This is a genomic window from Rubrimonas sp. (genome assembly GCF_036788415.1).
Lineage (GTDB): Bacteria > Pseudomonadota > Alphaproteobacteria > Rhodobacterales > Rhodobacteraceae > Rubrimonas.
In genome coordinates, this window is the sequence record NZ_DAIQNN010000004.1 from 20,221 (window position 1) to 46,681 (window position 26,461).

At 71.4% G+C, this 26,461-nt stretch carries 22 protein-coding genes and 1 tRNA gene; 13 read left to right on the forward strand and 10 right to left on the reverse strand.

What is annotated here, in order from left to right:
• Positions 1-30: 30 nt before the first annotated feature.
• The 3 genes from msrP to V7Q31_RS01920 all read right to left on the reverse strand — a co-directional run bounded on the left by msrP (position 31) and on the right by V7Q31_RS01920 (position 3,318).
• Positions 31-993 carry a protein-methionine-sulfoxide reductase catalytic subunit MsrP gene (gene msrP, locus V7Q31_RS01910; RefSeq protein ID WP_333831977.1) on the reverse strand — a complete coding sequence of 321 codons (963 nt, stop codon included), beginning with the start codon at positions 991-993 and terminating at the stop codon, positions 31-33.
• Between the two features lie 71 nt (positions 994-1,064).
• Positions 1,065-1,937, reverse strand: coding sequence for a phosphoserine phosphatase SerB (gene serB / locus V7Q31_RS01915; protein ID WP_333831978.1), 873 nt, complete (start codon positions 1,935-1,937; stop codon positions 1,065-1,067).
• A gap of 7 nt (positions 1,938-1,944) precedes the next feature.
• Positions 1,945-3,318 carry a class II 3-deoxy-7-phosphoheptulonate synthase gene (locus tag V7Q31_RS01920; RefSeq protein WP_333831979.1) on the reverse strand — a complete coding sequence of 458 codons (1,374 nt, stop codon included), beginning with the start codon at positions 3,316-3,318 and terminating at the stop codon, positions 1,945-1,947.
• A gap of 114 nt (positions 3,319-3,432) precedes the next feature.
• On the opposite strand from V7Q31_RS01920, the gene V7Q31_RS01925 reads away from it, so the two are divergent.
• Positions 3,433-4,035, forward strand: coding sequence for a nucleotidyltransferase family protein (locus tag V7Q31_RS01925; RefSeq protein ID WP_333831980.1), 603 nt, complete (start codon positions 3,433-3,435; stop codon positions 4,033-4,035).
• Between the two features lie 48 nt (positions 4,036-4,083).
• Here V7Q31_RS01925 and V7Q31_RS01930 read toward each other — a convergent pair.
• The 3 genes from V7Q31_RS01930 to V7Q31_RS01940 form a co-directional block, all read right to left on the reverse strand.
• Positions 4,084-4,160: transfer RNA gene (locus V7Q31_RS01930), tRNA-Pro, on the reverse strand.
• Between the two features lie 59 nt (positions 4,161-4,219).
• Positions 4,220-4,720 (reverse strand): DUF192 domain-containing protein, encoded by a 501-nt coding sequence (locus V7Q31_RS01935; protein WP_333831981.1) that lies wholly within the window; start codon positions 4,718-4,720, stop codon positions 4,220-4,222.
• Complete coding sequence (locus V7Q31_RS01940) at positions 4,717-5,298, reverse strand: cold-shock protein (RefSeq protein ID WP_333831982.1); 582 nt, start codon at positions 5,296-5,298, stop codon at positions 4,717-4,719. The genes V7Q31_RS01935 and V7Q31_RS01940 overlap by 4 nt, the downstream gene beginning before the upstream one ends.
• Positions 5,299-5,406: 108 nt before the next feature.
• On the opposite strand from V7Q31_RS01940, the gene V7Q31_RS01945 reads away from it, so the two are divergent.
• Positions 5,407-6,324 carry a hypothetical protein gene (locus V7Q31_RS01945; RefSeq protein ID WP_333831983.1) on the forward strand — a complete coding sequence of 306 codons (918 nt, stop codon included), beginning with the start codon at positions 5,407-5,409 and terminating at the stop codon, positions 6,322-6,324.
• Here V7Q31_RS01945 and V7Q31_RS01950 read toward each other — a convergent pair whose 3' ends face one another.
• Positions 6,325-6,759: a DsrE family protein gene (locus tag V7Q31_RS01950; RefSeq protein ID WP_333831984.1), complete on the reverse strand. Its 435-nt coding sequence runs from the start codon at positions 6,757-6,759 to the stop codon at positions 6,325-6,327. It lies immediately after the preceding gene.
• Between the two features lie 163 nt (positions 6,760-6,922).
• Between V7Q31_RS01950 and dgcN the strand changes: the two genes are divergently transcribed.
• From dgcN to V7Q31_RS01995, 9 genes are all read left to right on the forward strand, one after another.
• Positions 6,923-7,921, forward strand: coding sequence for an N-acetyltransferase DgcN (gene dgcN / locus V7Q31_RS01955; protein WP_333831985.1), 999 nt, complete (start codon positions 6,923-6,925; stop codon positions 7,919-7,921).
• The gene (gene dgcA / locus V7Q31_RS01960; protein ID WP_333831986.1) at positions 7,918-8,916 is read left to right on the forward strand and encodes an N-acetyl-D-Glu racemase DgcA; all 999 of its coding nucleotides are present in this window, start codon (positions 7,918-7,920) and stop codon (positions 8,914-8,916) included. The genes dgcN and dgcA overlap by 4 nt, the downstream gene beginning before the upstream one ends.
• Before the next feature lies 1 nt (position 8,917).
• Complete coding sequence (locus V7Q31_RS01965; protein ID WP_333831987.1) at positions 8,918-9,769, forward strand: D-amino-acid transaminase; 852 nt, start codon at positions 8,918-8,920, stop codon at positions 9,767-9,769.
• A gap of 132 nt (positions 9,770-9,901) precedes the next feature.
• Positions 9,902-12,379, forward strand: coding sequence for a circularly permuted type 2 ATP-grasp protein (locus tag V7Q31_RS01970; RefSeq protein WP_333831988.1), 2,478 nt, complete (start codon positions 9,902-9,904; stop codon positions 12,377-12,379).
• A gap of 2 nt (positions 12,380-12,381) precedes the next feature.
• Complete coding sequence (locus tag V7Q31_RS01975) at positions 12,382-13,281, forward strand: transglutaminase family protein (protein WP_333831989.1); 900 nt, start codon at positions 12,382-12,384, stop codon at positions 13,279-13,281.
• Positions 13,282-13,348: 67 nt separating this feature from the next.
• Complete coding sequence (locus V7Q31_RS01980; protein ID WP_333831990.1) at positions 13,349-14,869, forward strand: Ppx/GppA phosphatase family protein; 1,521 nt, start codon at positions 13,349-13,351, stop codon at positions 14,867-14,869.
• A gap of 277 nt (positions 14,870-15,146) precedes the next feature.
• Entirely contained in the window at positions 15,147-16,478 is a 1,332-nt protein-coding gene (gene proS / locus V7Q31_RS01985) for a proline--tRNA ligase (protein WP_333831991.1), read from the forward strand.
• Positions 16,471-17,733 carry a lipoprotein-releasing ABC transporter permease subunit gene (locus V7Q31_RS01990; protein WP_333831992.1) on the forward strand — a complete coding sequence of 421 codons (1,263 nt, stop codon included), beginning with the start codon at positions 16,471-16,473 and terminating at the stop codon, positions 17,731-17,733. The genes proS and V7Q31_RS01990 overlap by 8 nt, the downstream gene beginning before the upstream one ends.
• Positions 17,734-17,749: 16 nt before the next feature.
• Positions 17,750-18,409: an ABC transporter ATP-binding protein gene (locus V7Q31_RS01995; protein ID WP_442976302.1), complete on the forward strand. Its 660-nt coding sequence runs from the start codon at positions 17,750-17,752 to the stop codon at positions 18,407-18,409.
• 18 nt (positions 18,410-18,427) lie between these two features.
• On the opposite strand, the gene V7Q31_RS02000 is transcribed toward V7Q31_RS01995, so the two are convergent.
• Positions 18,428-18,982: a TIGR00730 family Rossman fold protein gene (locus V7Q31_RS02000; protein ID WP_333831994.1), complete on the reverse strand. Its 555-nt coding sequence runs from the start codon at positions 18,980-18,982 to the stop codon at positions 18,428-18,430.
• Positions 18,983-19,123: 141 nt separating this feature from the next.
• Between V7Q31_RS02000 and V7Q31_RS02005 the strand changes: the two genes are divergently transcribed.
• Positions 19,124-20,113, forward strand: coding sequence for a LysM peptidoglycan-binding domain-containing protein (locus V7Q31_RS02005; RefSeq protein ID WP_333831995.1), 990 nt, complete (start codon positions 19,124-19,126; stop codon positions 20,111-20,113).
• 27 nt (positions 20,114-20,140) lie between these two features.
• Positions 20,141-21,961 carry an ABCB family ABC transporter ATP-binding protein/permease gene (locus V7Q31_RS02010; protein ID WP_333831996.1) on the forward strand — a complete coding sequence of 607 codons (1,821 nt, stop codon included), beginning with the start codon at positions 20,141-20,143 and terminating at the stop codon, positions 21,959-21,961.
• Positions 21,962-21,986: 25 nt separating this feature from the next.
• On the opposite strand, the gene V7Q31_RS02015 is transcribed toward V7Q31_RS02010, so the two are convergent.
• Positions 21,987-25,367 carry an efflux RND transporter permease subunit gene (locus V7Q31_RS02015; protein WP_333831997.1) on the reverse strand — a complete coding sequence of 1,127 codons (3,381 nt, stop codon included), beginning with the start codon at positions 25,365-25,367 and terminating at the stop codon, positions 21,987-21,989.
• The gene (locus V7Q31_RS02020; protein ID WP_333831998.1) at positions 25,364-26,431 is read right to left on the reverse strand and encodes an efflux RND transporter periplasmic adaptor subunit; all 1,068 of its coding nucleotides are present in this window, start codon (positions 26,429-26,431) and stop codon (positions 25,364-25,366) included. The genes V7Q31_RS02015 and V7Q31_RS02020 overlap by 4 nt, the downstream gene beginning before the upstream one ends.
• Between the last annotated feature and the right edge of the window lie 30 nt (positions 26,432-26,461).

Consider the following 26,461-nt stretch of genomic DNA (forward strand, 5'->3'; position numbering starts at 1 on the left):
ACCGGCGGGCCGGGCGCTCGGGCGCCTAAGTCACCGCCACAGTCGGTCGCCCTCGGCCTCCATTCCGGCGTAGAGATGCGCCACCTGCGCGCCGTAGCCGTTGAAGAGTTGCGTGGGAACGCGCTCGCCGGTTCCGAGAACCTCCTCTGTCGCCTGGCTCCAGCGGGGATGGGCGATTTCTGGGTTCACATTGGCCCAAAACCCGTATTCGGCGGCCTGAAGCTCTTCCCAGAAGCTGACCGGACGCTCCTCGACGAAGCTGATGCGGGTGACGGATTTGATCGATTTGAAGCCGTATTTCCACGGCAGGTGCAGCCGGATCGGCGCGCCGAACTGCTTGTGCAGGACGCGCCCATAAGCGCCGACCACCATGAAGGACAGCGGATTGGCGGCCTCCTCGATGGTCAGCCCTTCGACATAGGGCCACGGATACCAGAACTGGCGCTGGCCCCGCGCCGTGGAGGGGTCGAGAAACGTCTCCATCCGCAGATACTTCGCCGAGGAGAGCGGCTTCGCCTCGGCGACGAGGGCGGACAGTTCGAAACCGATCCACGGCACGACCATCGACCACGCCTCGACGCAGCGGTGTCGCAGGACGCGCTCCTCCAGCGGGACGGCGGTCAGCAGGTCATCGACGGCGATCTTGCGCTCTTGCTCGACGAGGCCGTCGAGCGTGATCGTCCAGCCCTCGGTCTTCAGCGCCTGCGCAGCGTCGTAGACCTGCTTGTGGCTGCCGAACTCGTAGAAATTGTTGTAGCGCGCGTTGATCTCCTCCGGGGTGACGGGACGGCCCGCATCGGCGAAGGCGTCGCCGCGCGGGGCGGGGTGGGGGAAGTCGGGCGGGGTCGGGCCCATCGCGCGAGCAGGCGCTGCCGCCAGCGCCGCCGCGCCGAAGCCCATGCCGGCGAGGATCGCGCGGCGGTCCAGCCAGACGCTCTCGGGGGTGGCTGCGCTCTCGGGCAATGCCCAGTCGGGGCGGCGGATCACATGCATCGGTCTCTCCCTGCCGGTCTGGCGTCTAACGTAGGGCCGCAGCTCTTCGTTACAGGGGCGCGGGGCGAAATTCAGGCGCGGACCCAGCGCTCCGGCGCGACCCCCATGAGATGCAGCAGCGCGGAGAGGTCGGAATGGTCGAGCCGCGCGTCCGCCGCTTCGGCCAGCGCGGGCTTGGCGCGATAGGCGACGCCGAGGCCCGCCGCCTCGACCATCGCCAGATCGTTGGCGCCGTCGCCGATGGCGACTGCCTGCGCCGGCGCGATCGCGAGTTCGGCGCAGAGCGCGGCGAGCCGCTCGCGCTTGGCCTCGCGCCCGAGGATCGGCGGGATCACGCGGCCGGTAAGCCGTCCCTCGGCGACTTCGAGCCGGTTCGCCCGGTGCGAGGCGAAGCCGGCGGCGTCCGCGACGCGCTCGGTGAAGAAGGTGAAGCCGCCCGAGACCAGCGCCGTCTCCACGCCGAGCGCGCCGAGCGTTCGCACCAAGGTCGCCGCGCCCGGGCTGAGGCGCACCCGTTCGCGCCAGACCTGCCCGAGCGCCGCCTCCGGCAGGCCCGCCAGCAGGGCGACGCGTTCGGTCAGCGCGCCGTCGAAGTCGAGTTCGCCGCGCATCGCGGCTTCGGTCACGGCGGCGACTTGCGGCTTCACGCCGGCGAAATCGGCGATCTCGTCGATGCATTCCACCGTGATGATCGTGCTGTCCATGTCGGCCAGCAGCAGCCGCTTGTGCCGCCCTTCGACAGGGACGAGGTTCGCGTCGACCGCAGCCTCGGCGAGCGCGGCGCGGGCGGCCTCCAGCCGCGCGCGGTCGGCGTCGAGGGCCTCCGCCTCCGCAGCTTCGGGCGCCAGCCGGCGCCACGCCGCGCAGCCGGCCGCCGCGAAGGCGCGGGCCGCGTCGGCGTCGGAGAGCGGCGCGGGCGCCGTCAGCACCAGCGCGCGAGTCATCGCGAGGTCAGATCGCTTCGGCGCGCGGCGCGGCGGCGGATTCCTCCAACTCCTCGGCCAGCAGGAAGGCCAGCTCGAGCGCCTGGCTGGCGTTCAGCCGCGGGTCGCAGGCGGTGTGGTAGCGGCTGTGCAGGTCGGCCTCGGCGAGATTGTGCATGCCGCCGAGACACTCCGTCACGTTCTGGCCGGTCATCTCGAAATGCACGCCGCCCGGATAGGCGCCCTCGGCCTTGCAGACGGCGAAGAACTCGCGCGTCTCCTGAAGCACGCGGTCGAAGGGGCGGGTCTTGTAGCCGGTGTCGGACTTGATCGTGTTGCCGTGCATCGGGTCGCAGCACCAGAGCACCGTGCGCCCCGACCGCTTCACCGCGCGGATCCAGCCCGGCAGATGCTGCTCGACCTTGCCGGCGCCGACGCGCGCGATCAGCGTCAGGCGGCCCGCCTCGTCATGCGGGTTGAGGCGGTCGATCAGGCGCAGCAGCTCGTCCGGCGCGAGGCTCGGGCCGCATTTCAGGCCGAGCGGATTGAGCACGCCGCGGCAGAACTCGATATGCGCCCCATCGAGCTGGCGGGTGCGGTCGCCGATCCAGATCATGTGGCCCGAGCCCGCCACCCAGCGCCCCGACGTGCTGTCGAGCCGGGCCAGCGCCTGCTCGTATTGCAGCAGCAGCGCCTCGTGGCTGGTGAAGAAGCTCACGCCCTTGAGCGCCGCGGAATTGCCCGGGTTCACGCCGCAGGCGTCGGCGAAATCCAGTGCGGCGGAAATGCGCGCGGCGAGCGCCCCGTAGCGCTCGGCCTCGGGCGACCCCTGCGTGAAGCCGAGATTCCAGCTCGCGACCCGGTGCAGATCGGCGTAGCCGCCCGTTGCGAAGGCGCGCAGCAGGTTCAGCGAGGCGGCCGATTGCAGATAGGCCTGAAGCATCCGTGCCGGATCGGGGATGCGGGCCTGCGGCGTCGGCAAATCCTCGTTGATGATGTCGCCCTTGTAGGAGGGCAGCTCCAGATCGCCGACTTTCTCAGTGGGGGCGGAGCGGGGTTTCGCGAACTGGCCCGCCATGCGGCCCACCTTCACCACCGGCTTCTTGGCGGCGTAGGTGAGGACCACGGCCATCTGAAGGAGAACGCGGAAGGTGTCGCGGATGTTGTCGGCGGTGAATTCCGCGAAGCTCTCGGCGCAGTCGCCGCCCTGAAGCAGAAAGGCGTCGCCCCGCGCGGCGTCGCCGAGCCGGCGCGTCAGGTCCCGCGCCTCGCCCGCGAAGACGAGCGGCGGGTATTTGGCGAGCTTCGCCTCGACGTCGGCGAGCGCGGCGGCGTCGGGATAGTCGGGCAGCTGTTCGGCCTTGCGCGCGCGCCAGCTGTCTTTGGTCCATCCTGCGGTCATGGTCGCCTCGTCGGTCTCTCGGTCTGACGGGGTCTTAGCGGCGCTCGGCGACTTCCGCCAGTCCGCGACCTGTGGCCGCTTGACGCCGCACCGCCGGCGCCCCTTGCTGCGGCGATGCTCGCCGCCACTGCCGAACCGTCCGACGAAGCGGAGCGCCGCGCGCGCCTCGCCGGGCTGTTCGCCGCCGACCCGCGCATCTCGGCGCTGCTCGCCATGCTGCGCGCGCAGGGGCCGCAGGATTGCTGGCTGGTCTCGGGCGCGCTCTATGCGACGCTGTGGAACGCGCTGACGGGGCGCCCCCCCGCGCACGGGATCAAGGATTTCGACATCGCCTATTTCGATCCCGACTTGTCGGAGGCGGCGGAGGCGCGGGAGATCGCGCGCTTCGAGCGCGCCGCCGCGTCGCTGGGGCTGTGCGCGCCAGTCGAGCCGCGCAATCAGGCGCGCGTGCATCTGTGGTATCCGGCGCGCTTCGGCGCGCGCTATCCGAGACTCCGCCGGGCGACCCAGAGCCTGCGTCTCTACGCCTCGCGCTGCCATGCGGTCGCGGCGCGCCTCGGCCCCGACGGCCTTGAGATCGAAGCGCCCTTCGGCCTGTCGGAGCTGTTTGAGATGCGCGTGGTTCCCAACCGCATTCTGCCGAACCGGGCCACGCACGAAGAGAAGGGCGCGCGAATCCTGCGGCGCTGGCCGGAAGCGGTCGTCGAGCCCTGGTGAGGCCGCTCGTCAGCCAAGGGCGCGGCGGCGTTCCGCTGGTCGGGCCGCTGGTCGGGGCGGCGAGATTCGAACTCGCGGCCTTCGGTACCCAAAACCGACGCGCTACCAGGCTGCGCCACGCCCCGACGATCCGTCTCTACACGCTTTCCGCATCGGGGAAAACGGCGGGCGGCGACACAGTCACTCAGTCGGCTGCGCAGGGCCACGCGGCGTCGGGGCCGAAGGCCGGATGGCGCATCCGGGCGCCGATCTCCAGCCCGATCCGCGCGGCGACGCCGCCATTGACCTCGAGAACCGCGCGCGCGGGGCAGCCGGAGGGGCGGGGATCGAGGCTGAAGGGCGTCGCCCCCTCGATCAGCCCGCAGACGCGCCCATCCGGGCCGACGAAGACCATGTCGAGGGGTAGCGGGGTGTTCTTCATCCAGAAGGTCACCGGCTCGACGCGCTCGAACACGAAGAGCATGCCGGCGTCCGCCGCCAGATCGGTGCGGAACATCAGGCCCTGCGCGCGCTCGGCGGGCTCGTCGGCGATTTCGACGGCGAAGGCCGCGACTCCCGACCGGGTTTCCACTTCCACGACGCCCGGATCGCAAACCGCCTGCGCCGCCGCGGCGCAGGGCTGGACGACGCACGCCAGCGCTATCCCCGCCGCGACTGCGGCGGCCCGCAGCGCAGGGCGGATCATCGGCCTGCGCGACCCGGCTGCGCGACGCTCTCCGGCTGGGGATGCTGCGCTGCGCTCTCGGTCGCCGCCTCTTCCCATTGGCGGACTTCCGCGGCCATCAGCCCGCGCGGCCCCTGCATGGTGCGCGCCGCGACCGCCTCGCCCGGAGCGAGGTCGGACAGGCCGCTCCGCCGCAGCACCTCCATATGCACGAACACGTCCTTGACGTCGCCGAAGATGTTGATGAAGCCGAAGCCCTTGGCGCGGTCGAACCATTTGACGCGCGCCGGCTGCAACGGGCCGATCGCCTCGGCCGCCTGCGCGAAATCGCTCGGGCGCTCGCCAAGCTGGGCGGGCGGGACCGGCTCGACCTCGAGGATCTCGATCGCCTGCCATCCGCGCTCGAACAGCGCCGCCTGGAGCGTGACGCGCGCGCCCTCCGGCAGGCTCGATCTGCCCGAGGCCCGCACGCAATTCGCATGAGCGAGAATGTCCTGGTCGACCTCGTCGCCGACGATGAAGCCATAGCCCTTCACCGAATCGTACCACTTCACACGGCCGCGCACGACGATCGGTTCGATCTCGCTCGGTTCCTCCACGCACTCTCTCCCCGCCACCCGCACACCTCGACGTTAACAGAGCGTGAAGCCGGGCGCGACACCAAGTTGCATCGCCAGACAGGTAAAAAGCGCGTCCGGTTCTGCGCGATGTCTTCCTCTCGCCCTCTCGTTCGAAGCCTCTTCTCGGTCGCCGCCGCGATTTCGGTCGTCGCGTCGTCGAGCTGCGCCGGAGGCGACGCGCCCAGCCGGACCGGCGGGACCGGCGCGCTGGTCGCGCTGCGCGATCCGCCCGAGCTGATCGCTGCGACACCGGCGCAGACCGCCGCCGTCGCGACGCAGGCGGCGGCGCTGCGCGCGGCTGCGTTCGGCGAAGCGCACGGCCCGGCGGGAGGCGCGCCCGCAGACGCCGCGCTCCGCGCTTCGCGCCGGATCGAGCCGCAGGCCGCTCCGTTTCTCTACGGCGCGGCGCTGGGGCGCCGCTATCTGGAGGCCGCCGCGCCGCGCGCGCTCGCCCGGGGGGCGCCGGACGCGCGATGCCCGGCCGGCGCCGTAGGCGTCGCGCAGGCGCCGGAGGATCACGCCCTCGCGGCGCGCGCCGCGTTGGAGGCCTGTCACGACCAACTGCGCGCAGTCGGAGCCCCGCCCGAATGCGGCTGCGCGCTGCTCGCCATCGGCGACGCGCTCACGGCGCGACTCGACGCCTTCGCTTTCGCGCCGGGGGTCGGCGCGCGGCTGATAGGCGCCGCCGGGCTCGGCGGGCGCCCGCTGGTCGCCGCCGAGCGCGGGGTCGAGGGCGAGCCGGATCTGCGCGAGGTCGTCTTCCGCGACGCCGGCGGAGCAGTCGCCACCGCGCGGCTCGCCGAGGACGGGACCGCGCAGCTCGCGCTCGCTACCGGCGAGACTTTCGCCGGCAGGCGCGAGCCGCGGGGCTGGCGGCGCGGGCGTCTGGTCGAGCGGCTCCTTCTGACCGGCGAGGACGGGGACCGGCTGATCGCGCTGATCGGCTTCGAGCCCGCCGACATCGCCGCGGAGGGCGCGGCGCTGGGGCTCTGGAGCGCGCCCTGATCAGGGTCTCAGATAGGTCCAGCCCTCTTTCTGCAGCTCGATCAGCCGCACGGCGCCCGAGGGCGTGACCGCGACTTCGTCGAGCAGGGGCACGTCCTTGTCCTCCTTGCGCTCCATCGACTCCACCGTGTTCAGGCAGGCCGAGAAGGCGATCGAATCGGATTCCATCGCCATCATCTCGATGCGGTCGGCGACCGGGCTCGTGTCCTTGCGGAACATGTGGAGCCCGGGTCCGTAGGCGACGATCTCGATCTGAACTTCCTCGCCCTTGTCGGCGTAATATTTCTGGATGTTGGCGGCGTTGTTCAGCGCCATCACCATCGTCTGGATGTCCTGCTCGTCGACATGGATTGCGACTTTCATCGCGGGCTCCGCGGAGGCGGCCCCGGCTGCGAGGGCCATCGCGAGGCCGAATGCGAGTGTCGTGGTTTTCATGTTCTCCTCCCCGTCGGGCCCGTCGCCCATCCGCGCTTCGAGCGTGCTTAGGGAAATGTTACCGCGGCGCGCACGGCGCGCAAGCCGCTCGGGCTGCGGCCTCCGTCTTGCGCCGCAGCAGAGATTGCGCATGATCAGGCGCTGCATTTGATCGAGGGGCCTCATGAGTCTGCGCCAGCCCTACCTTCTGTTCCTTGGCGACGCCCCGGACATGCTCGCGGCCAAGGTGGCGCTGGGGGTCAAGCAATGGCGCCCGGAGGCCTGTCTGGGCCAGCTGTCCATGCCGGGATGCAAGGCCGATCTCGGGCTCGCCGAGATGAGCGTCGGCTATGCGGTCTCGGCGGGGGCGCGCACGCTGCTGGTCGGCGTCGCCAATCGCGGCGGCGTGGTCGCGCCGTCCTGGGTCGCCGTCCTCAAGGCGGCGCTGGAGGCGGGGCTCGACCTCGCGGCGGGGTTGCATCAGCGTCTGTCGGACATCCCCGAACTGGCCGAGACGGCGCGCGCGCGCGGTCGCGCCATCCACGACGTGCGCAGCCCCGAGCGTCCCTATCCGGTCGGCGACGGGCGCAAGCGCAGCGGCAAGCGGCTGCTGCCGGTGGGCACCGACTGCTCCTGCGGCAAAATGTACACGGCGCTGGCGCTGGAGGCGGCGCTGCGCGCGCGGGGGCGCCCGGCGACTTTCCGGGCGACCGGGCAGACCGGCATCCTGATCACCGGCGAGGGCGTTCCCCTCGACGCGGTGGTGGCCGACTTCATCTCGGGCGCCGTCGAGACGGTCAGCCCCGACGCGCCCGAGGATCACTGGGATCTGATCGAAGGGCAGGGCTCGCTGCTGCACCCGTCCTTCGCGGGCGTGACGCTGGGTCTGATCCACGGCGCGCAGCCCGACGCGCTGGTGATCTGCCACGAGCCGACCCGCACGCATCTGCGGGGGCTGCCGCACTATCCGATCCCCAGCCTCGAGACCGTGATGGAGCAGTGTCTGACGGCGGCGCGGCTGACAAATCCGAAGGCGCGCTTCGCAGGCGCCTCGATCAACACCCATGCGCTCGACGACGCGGCGGCCGCTGCCTGTCTCGCGGAGATCGAGGCGCGGCTTGGCCTGCCGGCGGTGGACCCGGTGCGCACGGGCGTGGAGCGGATCGCGGAGGCGCTGGAATGAGGCTCGACACGGCGGAGGCGACGCTCGATGTCGCGCATGAGAGCTTCCCGGTCGACGGGTCCTTCACCATCTCGCGCGGCGCGCGGAAGACGGCGGAAGTGGTGGTCGCGACGCTGCGGCGGGGCGGACATGTGGGGCGGGGCGAATGCGTGCCCTATGCGCGCTACGGGGAGACCATCGAGGGCGTGATGGAGGCGCTGCGCGGCATGGCGGGCGCGGTTGCCGACGGGCTCGACCGCGAAGCGCTGCAGAGCGCGATGCCGCCGGGCGCCGCGCGCAACGCGCTCGACTGCGCGCTCTGGGACCTCGAGGCAAAACGCGCGGGCAAGCGCGTCTGGGAGATCGCGCGGCGCGACCCGCCGGCCCCGGTGCCGACCGCCTTCACCATCTCGCTCGGCCCGCCCGAGCAGATGCGGCGCAAGGCGGCGCGGAACGCCTTTCGCGGCCTTCTGAAGATCAAGCTGGGCGGCGAGGGCGATCTGGCGCGGATCCGGGCGGTGCGCGAGGGCGCGCCCTATGCGCCGATCGTGGTCGACGCCAACGAGGGCTGGACGCCCGACACTTACGCCGAACTCGCGCCGGAGCTGGTCGCGCTCGGCGTGCTGATGGTCGAGCAGCCATTCCCCGCCGGAGCCGACGAGGCGCTCGCGACGCTGGAGCGGCCCCTGCCGGTCTGCGCCGACGAGAGCGCGCATGATTGCGCCTCGCTCGAGGGGCTTCGCGGCAAATACGACATGGTCAACGTCAAGCTCGACAAGACCGGCGGGCTGACCGAGGCGCTGAAGCTGCGCGACGCGGCGGAGGCGGCGGGGTTCGGCCTGATGGTCGGCTGCATGCTGTGCAGCTCGCTGTCGATCGCGCCGGCGCTGATCGTCGCGCAGGGCGCGGCGGTGGTCGATCTCGACGGCCCGCTGCTGCTGGCGCGCGACCGCGAGCCGGGGCTGCTCTATGACGAGGCGGGCGCGCATCCGCCGTCGCCCGAGCTCTGGGGGTGAGATGAGCCGCATCGTCTATGTCAACGGCGAGTTCCTGCCGGAGGAGGAGGCGCGCGTCTCGATCTTCGACCGCGGCTTCCTGTTCGCCGACGCGATCTACGAAGTGACGCCGGTTCTCGACGGGCGTCTGCTCGAGAACGAGGGCCATATGGCGCGGCTCGAGCGTTCGCTGCGCGAACTGGCGATGCCGGCGCCGATGCCGGTCTCGGAGATCGCGGCGCTGATGGAGGAGCTCGTGCGCCGCAACGATCTGCGGGAGGGTTCGGTCTATCTGCAGGTGACGCGGGGCGCCGCCGACCGCGATTTCCTCTACCCGGAAGGCGCGACGCCGACGCTGGTGATGTTCACGCAGGCGCGCGACGTGCGCGAGACGCGGGCCTCGCGCGTCGGCCTGCGCGTGGTCTCGGCGCCCGACCTGCGCTGGGGGCGGCGCGACATCAAGACCGTGCAGCTTCTGGCGGCGTCGATGGCCAAGCAGGCGGCGCATGACGCAGGGGCGGACGACGCGTGGCTCGTGCAGGATGGCTTCGTCACCGAGGGCAGCTCCAACAACGCCTATATCGTCACGCGCGACGGGACGATCGTGACGCGGCAGCTGTCGAATGACATCCTTCACGGGGTGACGCGCGCTTCGGTCCTGAAACTCGCCTCCGAGGCGCAGCTTCGGGTCGAGGAGCGGCCCTTCACCATCGCCGAAGCGCAGGACGCGGCGGAGGCGTTCATGACGTCGGCTTCGGCCTTCGTGACGCCGGTGGTCGAAATCGACGGTGTGAAGCTTGGCGACGGCGCGCCGGGGCAGGTTGCGCGGCGGCTGCGCGAGATCTATCTCGATTCGCTCGCGGAGGCGGGCTGAGAGGTCGACTCGCTGGACGGAGCCCGCGCGCCGCTGCACAGTTGCGCGCGACTATGATCGACGCTTCGTTCACCATCGCGGCCCTATCTGGGCCGGCGCATCCCGCGCCAAGCCTGAAGGACTTCAAGCCGCATGGATGACCTCGCCGCTCCGCAGCAGCGTCACGCGCCGACGCCGGGTCGGCATGACGAGATGCTGGGCGCGGACGGCGCGCCGCGCCCGCATTGGCGCGCCTTCGCAGCCGCTTGGACCCGCGCGGCTCCGCATGAGCGCGCGCAGGCGGCGGCGGAGTCGCGGCGGCTGCTCGACGAATCCGGTCTGTCCTACAACGCCCATGCCGACGGCGCGTCGGCGCGCGGGGCCGAGCGTTTCGACCCGACGCCGCTCATTATCTCGGCGCAGGACTGGCGGACGCTCGAAGCGGGCGTGATCCAGCGCGCCCGGATGATCGAGGCGGCGCTGCGCGACCTTTATGGCGCGCGCACGCTGATCGCGACGGGCGCTCTGCCGCCTTCGGTCGCCTTCGGGTCGCGCGAATTCCTGCGCGAGGCGGCGCGCTGGGAGCGGCCGCCGCGCCGGCGGCTGATCCGCTACGCCGTCGATGTGGCGCGCGCGCCGGACGGACGCTGGGTCTTGCTCGACGATCACGCCGACCGCCCCGACGGCTCGGGTCGGGCGCTCGCCAACCGCATCGCGCTGGCGCAGGCGACGCCGGAGCTGTTCGCCGAGACCGGGGTGCGCCGGCTCGGCGCGCATTTCGCGTTGCTTCAGGAGACGCTTGAGGAGGAGACCGGCGCCGAGGGCCGCATCGCGCTGCTGACTCCCGGACCCGGCGATCCGAGCTATTTCTCGCACGCCTATCTGGCGCGCTATCTGGGGATCACGCTGGTCGAGCCGGGCGATCTCGCCGCGCGCGACGGCGAGGCGCATGTCAAGACGCTGGAGGGGCTTCGGCGGGTCGACGTGCTGCTGCGCGGCGTCGGCTCGCGGCGGATCGACCCGCTCTACGCCCCGGGCGGCGGCGCGCTGGGGGCGCCGGGCATCCTGCGCGCCGCGCGCTTCGGAAAACTGACTTTCGCCAATGCGCTCGGGGCCGGGGTGGCAGACGGACGGGCGCTCGCGCCGTTCAGCGCGCGGCTGATCGGCGATCTGCTCGGCGAGGAGCCGGCGCTCGCGGAAGCGCCGCATCTGTGGCTGGGCGATCCGGCGGCGCGGGCGCAGGTGCTGGAGGAGACGGCGCGCTGGTCGCTCGGCGAAGATCTCGACCGCGCCGACCGCGATGCGCTGGCGCGGCGGCTCGGGCGGGAGGGATGGGCGCATGTCGCGCGCGCGCCGGTGGCGCTGTCGGTCGCGCCGACGCTGCAGGGCGGCGAGCTTGCGTCGGCGCCGATCGCTTTGCGGCTCTTCGCCACCGCCGCGCCCGAGGGTTTCCGGGTGATGCCGGGCGGGGTAGCCGCGATCTCGCCGACTCCGGAGGCGACGCGGCTGTCGCTCGACTGGGTGGTCAAGGACGTCTGGGTGGAAAGCGAGACCGAGCGCAGCTCGCAGCCCGCCGCGACGACGCTGCTGACGCGCCGACAGCGCACCGCCCATCTGCGTCGCACCGGGCGCGAGCTGCTCAGCCGGGTCGCAGACAATCTGTTCTGGCTGGGCCGCAACGCGGAGCGCGCCGAGGCGACCCTGCGCGTTCTCAAGGCGGTGCTGGAGCGGATGATCGACGCGCCGCGCGCCGACCGCGACCCGGCGCTGCTGCACCGGCTGCTGTCGCTGCGGCTGGAGGCGCCGCCCGAGACCTCCTCGCTCGCCGAAGTGCGCGCGCGCATCGCGCTGCTGGCGCTCGACCGCGACGAGCCGAACGGGCTGGGGCAGGCGCTCGACGTGCTCTACTGGAACGCCAGCGCCGCGCGGGCGCATCTGTCGCGCGACGCCTGGCGCGACGTGAGCCGGCTGTGCGGCGATCCGGTCTGGCGGAGCGCGCCGGCGCCGGGCCGCGCGCTCGCGCTGGCCGCGCCGATCGAGGATGCGATCCGCAGCCTCGCCGCCTTCGCCGGGGCGAGCCACGAGAACATGACCCGCAACTACGCCTGGCGTTTTCTCGAACTCGGGCGGCGGATCGAGCGGGCGCAGCAGACCGTGGCGCTGTTCAAGGCGATGGTCGGCCATGCCGGGGCGGACGAGCCCGCTGCGATCTTCGCCATGCTGCATCTGTGCGACAGCTTCTTCGCCTATCGCGCGCGCTATCTGACGACGCCGGAAGCCGTGCCGGCCATCGACCTGCTGATCCTCGACGAGGCCAACCCGCGCAGTCTGGCGTTCCAGCTCGCGCGGATGGAGGAGGTGCTCGACGCCCTGCCGCGCGCGACGCCCTATCGCAACGCCGAGCACCGCATCGCGCTGAAGCTGCTGACCGCCCTGCGCGTGAGCGACGCGGACGCGCTGGGCGCGGTGGAGTTCGCCGATCCCGACCACCCGCGCCCTGCGCTGATCGCGCTGCTGGCCGACGCGGAAATCGGGCTCGCCGACATCTCCGATCTGGTGGCCAAGGCCTATTTCGCCCATGCGGAGCCGGCGCTCACCGAGATCATGACCAGCCGGATCGCGAGGTCCTAGACGTGATCTACTCGGTCCGCCACAGCACCACCTACGCCTATGAGACGCCGGTGACGCTGTCGAGCCACCGCCTGCGGCTGACCCCGCGCGAGACGCCGCGCCAGAAGCTGCGCCGCTTCGCGCTCGAGATCCTGCCGCAGATCGGATCGCTGGTCGCCGAGAAGGACGGCTTCGGCAACAGCGGCCACCTGCTCGAAATCCGCGAGGACCACGCCAAGCTGACCATCGAGGCGCGTTCGGAAGTCGCGCTGCGCGCCGCCGAGCCCGCGCTCGACTTCACCTCGTGGGAGGATGTCGCGACGCGGCTGCGCGCGCCCGCCGGGGCGGAGGCGCTGGAGGCGGCGGAGTTCGCCTTCCCCTCGCGCTTCACCCTCGCCGACGACGCCATCGAGGCCTATGCGCGCGAGAGCTTCTCGCAGGGCCGCCCGCTGCTCGCCGCGGCGCGCGATCTGATGTCGCGCATCCACGCCGATTTCGCCTACGACCCCGAGGCGACGGAAGCGCACACCACGGCGCGCGAGGCCTTCGCGCTGAAGCGCGGCGTCTGTCAGGATTTCGCGCATGTGTTCCTCGCCTGCTGTCGGGCGCTCGGCGCGCCGGCGCGCTATGTGTCTGGCTATCTGCTGACCCGCCCGCCGGAGGGTCGCGAGCGGCTCGTCGGCGCCGACGCCAGCCATGCCTGGGTCGCCGTCTGGGGCCCCGACGACGGCTGGGTCGAGTTCGATCCGACCAACGACCTCTCGCCGAGCCTCGAACACGTCACCTGCGCCTGGGGGCGCGATTACGGCGACGTCGGCCCGGTGACCGGCGTGGTGCTGGGCGGCGGGACCCATCAGCTGACGGTCGCGGTGGACGTGATCCCGGCGGCGGGGCGACCGGAGGCGGGCGGGCGCGACGGTTGACCGTGCGAGCGCGCCATGCAAGCTGCGCGCGGGCCGAAGGACGATGCGGGCGGACGGCGGAGACGGCGTGAGCAGGCAGGGCGACTTCTTCGCGGACGCGCCGCCTTCCTTCGCGCGCCCCGGCGCCGCGCAAGGTCGGATCGCGGTGATCGACGTCGGCTCGAATTCCGTGCGTCTGGTGGTGTTCGACGGGGCGGGGCGGGCGCCGGCCTATTTCTTCAACGAGAAAGTCGCCTGCGGTCTCGGGGCGCGGATCGCGCGCACCGGGGCGCTCGATCCCGAGGGGGTGGCGCGGGCGCTGGAGACGCTGGGCCGCTTCAGCGAACTGGCGCGGCGCATGCACGTCGCCGGGCTCGACGCGGTGGCGACCGCGGCGGTGCGCGAGGCGCGCGACGGAGCCGATTTCTGCGCCGAAGTCCGCCGGCGCACCGGGCTGAGCCTGCGCGTGATCTCGGGCGACGAGGAGGCGCGGCTGTCGGCGCTGGGCGTGCTGGTCGGCGAGCCGAAAGCCGAGGGCGCGATGGCCGACATGGGCGGATCGTCGATGGAGCTCGCGGCGCTGGGCGGCGGCGCGGTCGGCGCGCGGACGACGCTGGCGCTCGGGCCGCAGAGGCTCGACGGGTTGAGCGGGGCGGCGCTCGCCAAGGCGATCGACGGCGAATTGCGTCGCAGCGCGATGGCCTCGTATGTGCGGGGGCGGACGCTGCATCTGGTCGGCGGCGCCTGGCGCGCCTTCGCGCGCATCCAGATGGCGCGGACGGGCCATCCGTTGCATGTGCTGCATGGCCATGCGATCGAGGCGGATGCGGCGGCGGAGGCGGCGGAGTGGGTCGCCGCGCAAAGCCCCGAGGCGCTGCGCGCGCTGTCCGGCGTCTCCGCTGCGCGCGCGACGACGGCGCCGCTGGCGGCGCGGGTTCTGGCGCGGATGCTGGCGGTTCTCGCGCCGGCGCGCCTCGCCATCTCGGCATTCGGGCTGCGCGAGGGGGCCTATTTCGAACAGCTGCCGCCCGAAGTGCGCGACCGCGACCCCTTGATCGAGGCGGCGCGCGTGCTGGAGGCGACGCAGGCGCGCTTCCCCGGTTTCGGGGAGGAACTCGCCCGCTGGAGCGCGCCTCTCGCCGCCGAATGGACCAAGCGCGAGCGGCGGCTCAACCGGGCGGCCTGCCTGCTCAACGACGTCAACTGGCGCGCCCATCCCGACTATCGGGCGACCAGCTGTTTCGAGACGGTGACGCGGGCCAATCTCGCCGGGCTCGACCATGCGGACCGCGTCTATCTGGGCTATGCGCTGATGCAGCGCTATGGCGGCGGCGGTCCGATGCGCCCGCCCGAGATCGAGCGCGCGCTGGCGCTGATGGCGGATGACGGGCGCCAGCGCGCCAAGGCGCTCGGGCGGGCGATGCGGCTCGGCGCGATGCTGTCGGCCTCGACCCCCGGCGCGCTCGCCGACGCGGCGCTGACGCTGGACGACGGCGCGGTCTCGCTGACGTTGGGGCCGAGCGCGCATCGGTTGAACGGCGAACTGGTGGCGCGACGGCTTGGCGCGCTCGCCGACGCGCTGGGGCGGACGCCGCGCGTCGTGGCGTAAGTCATCAAAAGAAAACGGCCCGCACGCTTGCGAGCCGCTCCCCCCTAGACTTGAGCCTCGCTGGACCCTTTGCGAAAGTTTATTACCCGACCGCGCCCGCCGAGTCGAGCGCATTGTCGCAATCCTGTCGTTTTTTTGATCAGGCCCGCCTAATAAACAGCCTTTCAAATCTGTCTGGGTGGCGCCTTCGGAGCGCGTTGCGCGGCGTCGGGGCTTGGCCTAAACCCCGCGCGTGCGCGGCCTTCGCCGCGTCCGCGCCGCCTTGTGGAGCCCGCCGATGCGCCTGACCCGTTATTTCCTCCCCGTTCTGAAGGAGACCCCGGCCGAAGCGCAGATCGTCTCGCACCGGCTGATGCTGCGGGCGGGCATGATCAAGCAGGCGGCGGCGGGGATCTATTCCTGGCTGCCGCTGGGGCTGAAGGTGCTGCGCCGGATCGAGCAGATCGTGCACGAGGAGCAGCAACGCGCAGGCCACATCCCCGTCCTGATGCCGACGCTCCAGCCCGCAGAGCTCTGGCGCGAGAGCGGGCGCTATGACGCCTACGGCCCGGAGATGCTGCGCATCCGCGACCGCCACGAGCGCGACATGCTCTACGGGCCGACCAACGAGGAGATGATCACCGACATCTTCCGCGCCCATGTCGGCAGCTACAAGCAGTTGCCGCTGACGCTCTACCACATCCAGTGGAAGTTCCGCGACGAGGTGCGCCCGCGCTTCGGGGTGATGCGCGGCCGCGAGTTCCTTATGAAGGACGGTTACAATTTCGACCTGACCAAGGCGGACGCGCTGCACGCCTACAACCGCCACATGGTCAGCTATCTGCGGACCTATGAGCGGATGGGGCTCACGGCGATCCCGATGCGGGCGGCGTCGGGGCCGATCGGGGGCGACGACACGCATGAGTTCCTCGTGCTGGCGGAGACCGGCGAGTCTGAAGTGTTCTACGACAGCGCCATCGTCGATCTGAAGCTCGGCGACCGAGCGGTGGATTACGGCGACCGCGCCCAGCTCGAGGCGATCAAGGCGGAGTGGACGACGCCTTACGCCCGCACCGACGAGACGCATGACCCGGCGCTGTTCGAGGCGATCCCGGAGGCGCGCCGCAAGGTGGGCCGGGGCATCGAAGTCGGGCAGATCTTCTATTTCGGGACCAAGTATTCCGAACCGATGGGCGCGGTGGTGGTCGACGAGGCTGGCGCGCGGGTTCCGGTCGAGATGGGCAGCCACGGCATCGGCGTCAGCCGGCTGGTCGGCGCGATCATCGAGGCGAGCCATGACGAGAAGGGCATCGTCTGGCCGGAAGGCGTGACGCCTTTCCACGTCGGGGTCGTCAACTTGCGGCAGGGGGATGCGGCGGCGGATGCGGCCTGCGAGAGCCTCTATGCGCAGCTCGTCGCAGCGGGGCTCGAGCCGCTCTACGACGACCGCGACGAGCGGGCGGGGGCGAAATTCGCCACGATGGACCTGATCGGTCTGCCCTGGCGGGTGACGGTGGGGCCGCGGGGCCTCGCCTCTGGGGTTGTCGAGCTGACCTGCCGACGCACGGGCGTGAGCGAGGAACTGACGCCCGACGCGGCGGTGGCGCGGCTGAAGGCGATCTATGGCTGAGCGCGCGGCGGGGCCCTTTTCGGCGCTGGAGTGGATGATCGCCGGGCGCTATCTGCGCGCTAGGCGGCGCGAACGGGCGATTTCGGCCATCGTGGGGTTCAGCCTCGTGGGCATTATGCTCGGCGTCGCGACGCTGATCATCGTGATGAGTGTGATGAACGGGTTCCGCGACGAGCTGGTGGCGCGCATTCTCGGCGCCAACGCGCATGTGATGGCGACGCCCGGGCCCCAGGGCTTCGCCGATCCGGTCGGGGCGGCGGCGCGGGTCGCAGCGCTGCCGGGGGTCGTCCGTGCGGCCCCGGTGCTTGAGGGGCAGGTGATGGCCTCAGGGCCGCGCGGCAATTCCGGCGTGCTGGTTCGCGCCTACCGACCCGAGGACCTCGCCTCGCTGCCGGCTCTCGCCGAGCCCGAATCGCGGATGGGGCGGCTCGAGGATGTCGGGCCGGGCGTCGCCATCGGCTGGGGCGTGGCGGATGCGCTGGGGCTGTCGGTCGGGGATTCGATCACGCTGATCTCGCCGAATGGCTTGGCGACGCCGTTCGGGCGGTCGCTGCGCTCGCGCAGCTATCCGGTCGCCTATGTGGTGCGGGTCGGGATGCACGAGTACGACCGCTCGCTGGTGTTCATGGCGCTCGACGACGCGCAGCTCTTCTTCGACCGCGAGGGCTCGGTGGACGGGCTGGAGATCATGGTCGCCGAGCCGGATCGGGTCGAGCGGATGCGCGGCCCCATTGGCGACGCCATCGGCCAGCCGGTGCGCTTCTGGGACTGGAAGCAGGCCAATGGCGGCTTTCTCGACGCGCTTCGGATCGAGCGCAACACCATGTTCCTGATCCTGACGCTGATCGTGCTGGTCGCGGCGCTCAACATCGTCTCGGGGCTGATCATGCTGGTGCAGGACAAGAACCGCGACATCGGCATCCTGCGCACGATGGGGCTGACGCGGGGCGCGATCCTGCGGGTGTTCTTCATTTGCGGCGCCTCTATCGGCGTCGTCGGCACGGCGCTTGGGGTGGCGCTGGGCGTGGCGTTCACGCTCAACATCCAGACTGTGCAGGGCTGGGTGGAGGCGCTGAGCGGCGGGTCGGTCTGGGACCCCTCGATCCGGGTGCTGAGCGACATTCCGGCGGAGCTGCGGGCGGGCGACCTCGCGGCGACGGTGGCGATGGCGCTGGGGCTGTCGTTTCTGGCGACCTTCTATCCCGCCTGGCGGGCGGCGCGGCTCGACCCTGTCGAGGCGTTGCGGCGTGAGTGAGGGCGCGCCGCCGGCGCTGGAGCTTACGGGGGTCGCGCGCAGCTATCGGCAGGGCGCCGCGGCGCTCGCGGTGCTGCGCGGCGTCGATCTGCGGGTTGCGCGGGGCGAGATCGTGGCGCTGACGGCGCCGTCGGGGGCCGGCAAGTCGACGTTGCTGCAGATCGCGGGGCTGCTCGACCGGGCGGATGCGGGGACGGTGCGCATCGGGGGCGTGGAGGCGAGCGCGTTGGGCGACGCGGCGCGCACGGCGCTGCGGCGCGAAGCGGTCGGCTTCGTCTATCAGTTCCACCACCTGCTGCCCGAGTTCACCGCGCTGGAGAACGTCGCGATCCCGCAGCGCGCCTCAGGCGCCGGCCGGGCGGAGGCGGAGGGCAGGGCGCGGGCGCTGCTGGCTTCGGTCGGGCTGGAGGCTCGGCTGGGGCATCGCCCTTCGGAGCTGTCGGGGGGCGAGCAGCAGCGCGTGGCGATCTGCCGGGCGCTGGCCAATCGCCCGCGCCTGCTGCTGGCCGACGAGCCGACGGGCAATCTCGACCCGGCGACGGCCGATGTGGTGTTCGGCGTGCTGCTGTCGGCGGTGCGCGGCCAAGGGGCCGGGGCGCTTGTGGCCACCCACAACCCGGACCTCGCGGCGCGGATGGACCGCGTCGTCCGGCTGGATGCGGGCCAGCTGATCTGAGCGCCGAGCGCGACCGGCTCAGCGTCGGGCGAGCAGATGCAGCGCGCCCTCGGCGTCGGGGACGAGGGTGAGGAAGTCGAGCAGCGTCTCCGAGGCGAAGCGATGCGCCACGACATGGCGCAGAAGATCCATGAAGGGCCGCCAGTAGCCGTTGACGTCGACCAGGATCAGCGGCTTGTCGTGCAGGCCGAGCTGCCTCCAGGTCAGAACTTCGATAAGTTCGTCGAGCGTCCCGGCGCCGCCGGGCAGCGCCACGACCGCGTCGGCGTTGGCGAACATGATCTTCTTGCGCTCGTGCATGGTGTCGGTGACGATCATCGCCGTGAGGTCGCGCAGGCCGACCTCCATGTCAAGCAGATGGCGCGGGATCACCCCGACCGCCTTTCCTCCGGCCGCCATCGTCGAACGCGCGACCTCGCCCATCAGACCGACGTCGCCCGCCCCGTAGATCAGCCGCAGTCCCCGTTCGGCGAGCCCCGCGCCGAGCGCGCGCGCCGCATGGGTGAAGCCGAGATCGTCGCCATGGCGCGAGCCGCAATAGACGCAGACGCTCTCGACGGGATGGGGAAACATGGGGCGACTCCGTTGCGGTTTTTCCCGAGCCCTATCGCGTTGCAGCAAGAATTTGAAGTGGCGACGCAATGCGGCTAAACTGTCGGGCTGACGCGACCAGCCGACGATCACGTGCGCGCTGTCGCGTTCCGGAGGCCGGAAATGAGCGGCGTGAAAAGAGTATTGCTGGGCCTCGCCATCGTCGCCGTCGTCGCCGCCGGCGTGCTGGCGGCGATCGAGATGCGCCGGATCGACGCCCCAGAGGCGCCGGCGAGCGCGGCGGTCCCGCCGCCGCCGCCGCCGCCGCCTGCGGCGGAGCCGCCGTCCGATCCGCGGGAGGCTCCCGCGACGGCTCCGCGTTTCGATCTGGTCCGCGTCGAACCCGACGGCGCGACGCTGGTCGCGGGATCGACCGACCCCGGCGACGTGGTGGAGGTCCTGCTCGATTCCTCCGCGGCGGCGCGCGTCACAGCCGATGGGTCGGGGGCCTTCGTCGCGACCTTCGATCTGCCGAAGGGCGGCGGGCTGATCCGGCTCGATCTGCGCGCCACGGGAGAGCTCGGCGAGCGGCTGAGCCGCGAACCCGTCTTCGTGACGGCGCCGCAGGAGGACCGCCCCGACGCCGCACCGCCGATCGTCGCCCAGGCCGGACCCGAGGGCGTGGCGCTGCTGCAAGCCCCGGAGAAGCCGAAGGACGGGCCGGTCACGCTCGACATCCTCTCATACTCGCCGGAGGGCGCCGTCACCATGCAGGGCCGCGCCAGCCCCGACAGCCGGGTGCGCATCTACGCCGGCGCGACGGTCATCGCCGAGACGACGGCCTCGCCCGATGGCGACTGGACGGCGCAGGGCGCGGAAGGGCTCGCTCCGGGCGACTATACCTTGCGGGTGGACGAGCTCGGGCCGCAGGGGAGCGTCCTCAGCCGGATCGAAACTCCATTCCAGCGCGCCGCGCCGAGCGAGGACGCGCCGCGGGATGATCGCATCGTCGTCCAGCCCGGCGACAGCTTGTGGAAACTGTCCGAGCAGGTCTATGGACGGGGTCTGCGCTACACGGTGATCTACGACAGCAACCGCGCCCGCATCCGCGATCCCGATCTGATCTATCCCGGCCAGATCCTCGAACTTCCCACGGCCGCGTCGAGTCCCTGACCGGCGGGCCATTTCAGGAGCCTGTTCATGCGCGCATCCAGCGCGGGCGCCCCTCCGCGCGCCGAGATCGAGACTCGTGTGCTGCGCCGGGTGGCCCCTTATCTGTGGCCGACGGACGACCGCGAGGCGAAGCTGCGGGTGCTTGCGGCGCTGGGATTTCTGGTGCTGGCCAAGATCGCGACCGTTGCGACGCCGGCGGTGTTCAAGTTCGCGGTCGACGCGCTCGACGCTTCGGGGGCGGATCGCGAGGCGCTGCTGCTGTCGGTCCCGGTCTGGCTGGTGCTGGCCTACGGGCTGGCGCGGCTGGCCTCGGTTGGCTTCCAGCAGCTGCGCGACGCGGTCTTCGCCCAGGTCGGCCAGCGCGCGCTGCGGCGGCTCGCGCTGGAGACGTTCCGGCACATCCACGCGCTGTCGCTGCGGTTTCACCTGACGCGGCGCACTGGCGGGCTCAGCCGGATCATCGAGCGCGGGGTGAAGGGCGTGGACTTCCTGCTGCGCTTCCTGCTGTTCAGCATCGGGCCGCTGATCCTCGAACTGGCGATGGTTGCGGCGATCTTCCTGTGGGTGTTCGACGTCCGCTATTTCGCGGCGATCCTCGTCTGCATCGCGCTCTATGTGGCGTTCACCTTCCGGGTCACCGAATGGCGGGTGAAGATCCGCCAGAAGATGAACGCCGAGGACACCGACGCCAATCAGAAGGCCGTCGACAGCCTGCTGAATTTCGAGACGGTCAAGTACTTCACCGCCGAGTCGCGCGAGGCTGAGCGGTACGACCGGGCGATGGCCGGCTACGAGGCGGCGGCGGTCAAGACGGCGACGTCGCTCGCGGCGCTGAACGCGGGTCAGGCGCTGATCATCACGGCGGGGCTTGCGGCGGTGATGGCGATGGCGGCGCAGGGGGTGATGGCGGGGACGCTGACCATCGGCGATTTCGTCATGGTCAACGCCTACATGATCCAGATCACCTTGCCGCTGAACTTCCTGGGCACGGTCTATCGCGAGATCCGGCAGGCGCTGGTGGACATGTCCGACATGTTCCGCCTGCTCGACCACCCGGCGGAAGTGGTGGACCGGCCAGACGCGCGACCCCTGAATGTGGGGGCCGGCGAAGTGCGCTTCGAGCATGTCGACTTCTCCTACGACCCCGACCGCCAGATCCTGCGTGACGTGGACTTCGTCATTCCGGGCGGGCGGACGCTGGCGGTGGTGGGGCCGTCCGGCGCCGGCAAGTCGACGCTTTCGCGGCTGCTGTTCCGCTTCTACGACGCGACCTCGGGCGCCGTGCGGATCGACGGTCAGGACGTGCGCGACGTGAGGCAGGAGAGCCTGCGGGCGGCCATCGGGGTGGTGCCGCAGGACACGGTGCTGTTCAACGACACCATCGGTTACAACATCGCCTATGGGGCGGAGTCGACGAGCCAGGCGCAGATCGAGGCGGCGGCGAAGGCGGCCAGCATCCACGACTTCGTCGCGCGGCTGCCGCAGGGCTACGACACCGTCGTCGGCGAGCGCGGGCTGAAGCTGTCGGGCGGCGAGAAGCAGCGCGTCGCCATCGCGCGCACCATCCTGAAGAACCCGCCGATCCTGATCCTCGACGAGGCGACCTCGGCGCTCGACACGGCGACCGAGCGGGCGATCCAGGACGAGCTGCGCGCGCTGGCGCGCGACCGCACCGTGCTGATCGTGGCGCACCGGCTGTCCACGGTCGTGGACGCCGACGAGATCGTCGTGCTCGAGGCCGGCCGGATCGTCGAGCGCGGCGCGCATGCCGAGCTGCTCGCCCGAGGGGGGCGCTACGCCGCGATGTGGCGGATGCAGGAGACGGAGCGGGAGACGCAGGACGCGTGAGGCCGCGGCCTCGCGCGTCGGGCGCTCACTCCGCCGCGTCGGCGTAGGCGCGCGGCGGCAGGACGCGCGGCGGAGCCGGCGGCTCCTCGACGTCCCAAAGGATGTCGGGGGGCGCGGTGCGGCGGGCCCAGCGGCGCAGCGCGCGCTCGGCCCGCGAGGGCCCGAGGCCGGCGCCGGCCCCGAGCGCCGCCACGCCGCGCCAGAACCAGACGCGCGCCGCGAGCGCGGCGGGCGTGACGACCAGCGTCAGCACGGTCGCGGAGCCCAGTCCGAAAACCACGGCGGTGGCGAGTTGCGCCCACCATAGCGCCGCCGGCGCTCCGACGGTCATCACGTCGGAGCGGAACGCGGCCCATCCCGCGACCGTGAACAAACCGCCACCCAGAAGGTCGCGCAGTCCCGCGCCCAGCGCAGTGAGGTCGATGCTCGCCGTGAACATCATCGGCGCGAGGCCGGCCATGGTCGTGATGGTCGTCAGCAGAACCGGGCGGATGCGCTGCTCGCCGGTGCGAAGGATCGCCTCGAGCGGCGGCATGGTGCGCGAGAACTCGCGATAGGTGTCGATCAGAACGATGTTGTTGTTGACCACGATGCCCGCCAGCGCGACGACGCCCGTGCCGGTCATGATGATCGAGAAAGTCTGATCCATGACCATCATCCCGATCATCACCCCGGTGAAGGACATCACCACCGCGCTCAGGACCAGAACCGAGTTGTAGAGGCTGTTGAACTGCGCCAGAAGAATCGCGAACATCAGCCCCAGCGCCGCCGCGAAGGCTTTCATCAGAAAGGCTTGGCTTTCGGCCTGTTCCTCCTGATCGCCCTGGAACGTCGTTATCACGCCGGGGATCGGGTCGGCGGCGAGCATCGACGAGATGGCGGCGATGCGCTCGTTCACGTTGACGCCGGGCGCCACGTCGGCCTTGACCAGCAGGAAGCGCCGCCCGTCGAGGCGGGTGATTTCGGCCAGCGCCGGGGCGGGGACGATCTCGATGAAATTGCCGAGCGGCATCAGCCCCTTCTCGGTGCGCAGGTTCAGCCCGCGCAAGGTCGAGAGCAGGCGCTGGTCGGCGGGGAAGCGGACGCGGATGTCGATCTCCTCGTCGCTGTCGTCGGGGCGGATGGTGTCGAGCAGCGCGCCGCGCGTCACCAACTGGACGATGGCGCCGATGGTCTCGATGTCGGCGCCGTCGCGCCCGGCGGCCTCGCGGTCGACGCGGACTTCCCAGTCGATGCCGGGCAGAGGCAGCGTGTCGTCGACGTCGACGAGCCCCTCGACGCCGCGCAGGCGGGCGCCGATCTCGGCCGTGGCGCTCAGAAGGCGCTCCCAGTCCTCGGCTTCGACGCGGATCTGGATCGGCTTGCCCTGCTCGGGCCCGTCCGCCTGTTCGGCGATCTCGACAAAGACGCCGGGCACGAGCGCGCCGACGCGGCCTATCTCGGCGAGGATGTCGTCGCCGGGCGGGCGGGTTCCCCAGGGCGCCAGTTCGATTTGAATCTGGCCGATGGCATCCTTGGGGCCGCTGTCGCCCATCTTCTCGAGCCCGCCCGAACCGGCGAAGGCGAAGGCGGCCTCGACGCCCTCGACGCTGAGAATGCGGCTTTCGACGGCGCGCACGAGCCGATCCTTCTCGGCGAGTGCGAGATTGCCGCGGGCGCGCACATGGACGATGGCGCGCTCGGGCTCGGTGTCCACGAAGAACTCCACGCCGCGGCCATGTTCGGAGTAGATCGCGAACACGCCGATCATGGCGGCGACCGCGCCGGCGATGCCGAGGAACGGGCCGACGGGGTTGGTCACGACGAGCGACAGGACGCGTCCGAACAGGGTGCGCCCCGGCGCAGGCGCGAGGGGGCGCGGGCGGGACGCGCTGCGCAGGCCGACGACGCCGCCGAGCCCGCGCGCGCCGCGCCCGAGCGCCGCCGACACGCGGGCGACGCCGCCGCCGATGACCGGCAGATAGATCAGCGCCACGATCAGAGAGGCGGAGAGCACGAAGATCAGCGTGATCGGCAGATGGCCCATGAACTGCCCCGGCACGCCCGGCCAGAACAGCATCGGCAGGAAGGCCGACAGGGTGGTCGCCGTCGAGCTGACGATGGGCCAGAACATGCGCCGCGCGGCCTCGGCGTAGGCTTCGTCGGGCTCGGCGCCTTCTGAGAGGCGGCGGTCGGCGTATTCTGCGACGACGATGCCGCCGTCCACCAGCATCCCGACCGCGAGGATCAGGCCGAACATGACCATATTGTTGACGGTCATGCCGAACGCCCCGAGCAGGGCGAAGGCGAGCAGGAACGACAGCGGGATCGACAGGCCCACCAGCAGCGCCGAGCGCGCGCCGAGCGTGAGAACCACGACCGCGATCACCAGCGTCACCGCCAGCATCACCGAGCCCTCAAGTTGGCGCACCATGTCCTTGACCTGGCGGGACTCGTCCATCGAGTAGGCAACCGACACCGCGGCCTGCAGCGCGGACGGCCAGGCCGCGACCGACCGCTCGACGGTCGCCTTCACCAAATCGACCGTGTCGATCAGGTTCTCGCCGGTCCGCTTCTTGACCTGCAGCGCGACGGTCGGCGCGCCGTTGAAGCGGGCGGTCCCTTCGGCGTCGTCGAAGGTGCGGCGGATCGTGGCGATGTCGCCGATGGTCACGATCCGGTCGCCGTTCACCCGCACGGGGGTCTGGAGGATCTCCTGCGGCGACTGGAAGTTGCCGGGGAGCTTCACTGCGAAGCGGCCGCTCTCGCTCTGCATCGCGCCGGCGGCCACGAGGCGATTGTTGCGCGAGACGATGGCGAGCAGCTCCGAGGCGGTCACGTCATAGGCTTCGAGCAGCAGCGGATCGACGAGGACTTCGACAAGCTCCTCGCGCTCGCCGGCGAGGCCGGCCTCGAGCACGGGCTTTAGCGCCTCGATCTCGCGCTGGAGGTCCTTGGCGAGCCGCTGCATCGCGCGCTGCGGCGCGTCGCCCGAGAGCGAGACGATCAGGATCGGCAGCGCGGAGAGATTGACCTCCTTGATCGTCGGCTCGAGCGCGTCGTCTGGCATCTCGGCCTTGGCTTCGTCGATCAGGGCGCGAACGTCGGCGAGCGTCTTGGTCTTGTCCCAGTCGAAATCGAATTCGAGAAGAAGGCTGGCGTGCCCCTCCGAGGCGATGCCCGTCATCTTCTTGAGGCCCTCGATCCCCTGGACCTTGGCCTCCATCGGCTTGACGAGTAGGCGCTCCGCGTCGGTCGCGGAGACGCCGGGCAGCCCGACCGAGACGTAGAGCACGGGGATGTCGATGTTGGGGCTGCCCTCCTTGGGCAGGCCTACATAGGCGACGAGCCCCGCGACCACTGAGAAGATCGCGAGCGCGGCGATCATCCGCGCCCGGTCGACCACCCATGAAATCAGTCCGGTCATGGAAGCTCCCGCCGCAGCGCTTCGACCGCGTCCTCAGCGACGTAGCTCGGCGCCACCGGCGCGCCATCGTCCACGAATTCCTGACCGACGACAATGATCGCGGCGTCGCGCGGCAGCCCGGCGAGCCAGACGCCGTCCGGGACGTCTGCTAGGATCTCGACAGGGGCGAAGCGCGCGCGGTCCTCGACGGCCAGCCGCACGCCGAGCCGGCCCGCATCGTCGAGTGTCAACGCCGATTGCGGCGCGAAATGCGCCGCGCGCGGCGGCAGGGCGACCGTGATTTCGGCGGTCATGCCGTCGCGGATCGCGAGGTCGGGATTGGGGGCGGCGATCTCGACGCGAAAGGTGCGGGTCTGTTCGTCGGCGGAGCGGGCTACGAAGCGGATGTCGCCTTCGATGCGCCTCCCGGTGACGAGCCGCGCCTGCGCCGGAGCGCCGACGGTCAGCCGGTCCACGTCGCGTTCAGCGGCGTAGCCCACGACCGCGATCGGGTCGAGCGCGAGCAGCGTGGCGCAGAGCGAGCCGGGCTGGAGCAGGCCGCCGGTTTCTGCGGTGTCGGTCTCGAGCACGCCGTCGAAGGGCGCGACGATGGCGAGGCGATCGAGGTCGATCCGGGCGCGGAGCAGGCGGGCGCGCGCCGCCTCGAGCTGCGCCTCGCGGGTCAGCGCCTCGGTCTCGGCGGTGAAGCCGCGCTCGGACAGCCGGCGCGAGGCGGCGACTTCGGCTTCCGCCTGGCGCAGCTCGGCCTCGGCCTCGGCGAGCGCCGCGGGCCGCTCTCCGGGGTCGAGCCGGCACAGCACGTCGCCGGCCTTCACTTGCGCGCCCTTGCGGATCGGCGTGGAGATGACGAGGCCCGAGAGTTCGGCGCGCAGCTCGACGCGGCGGTCGGCTTCGGTGCGCCCGCGGATGGCGACCACCTCCGCATAGGGCTGCGCGGCGCTGCGCAGCGCAACGACGCGGGTCGCGCCCCCGAGGTCCTGCGCGACTGCGGGCGGCGCGAGCAGGCAGAGCAGGGCGAGCGCTGCGCGCAGCGGCGCGGAGGGCGCGCGCGGTGGGGAGGGCATTTGAGTCCGGTCCGTCATGTTGCGGTGCAC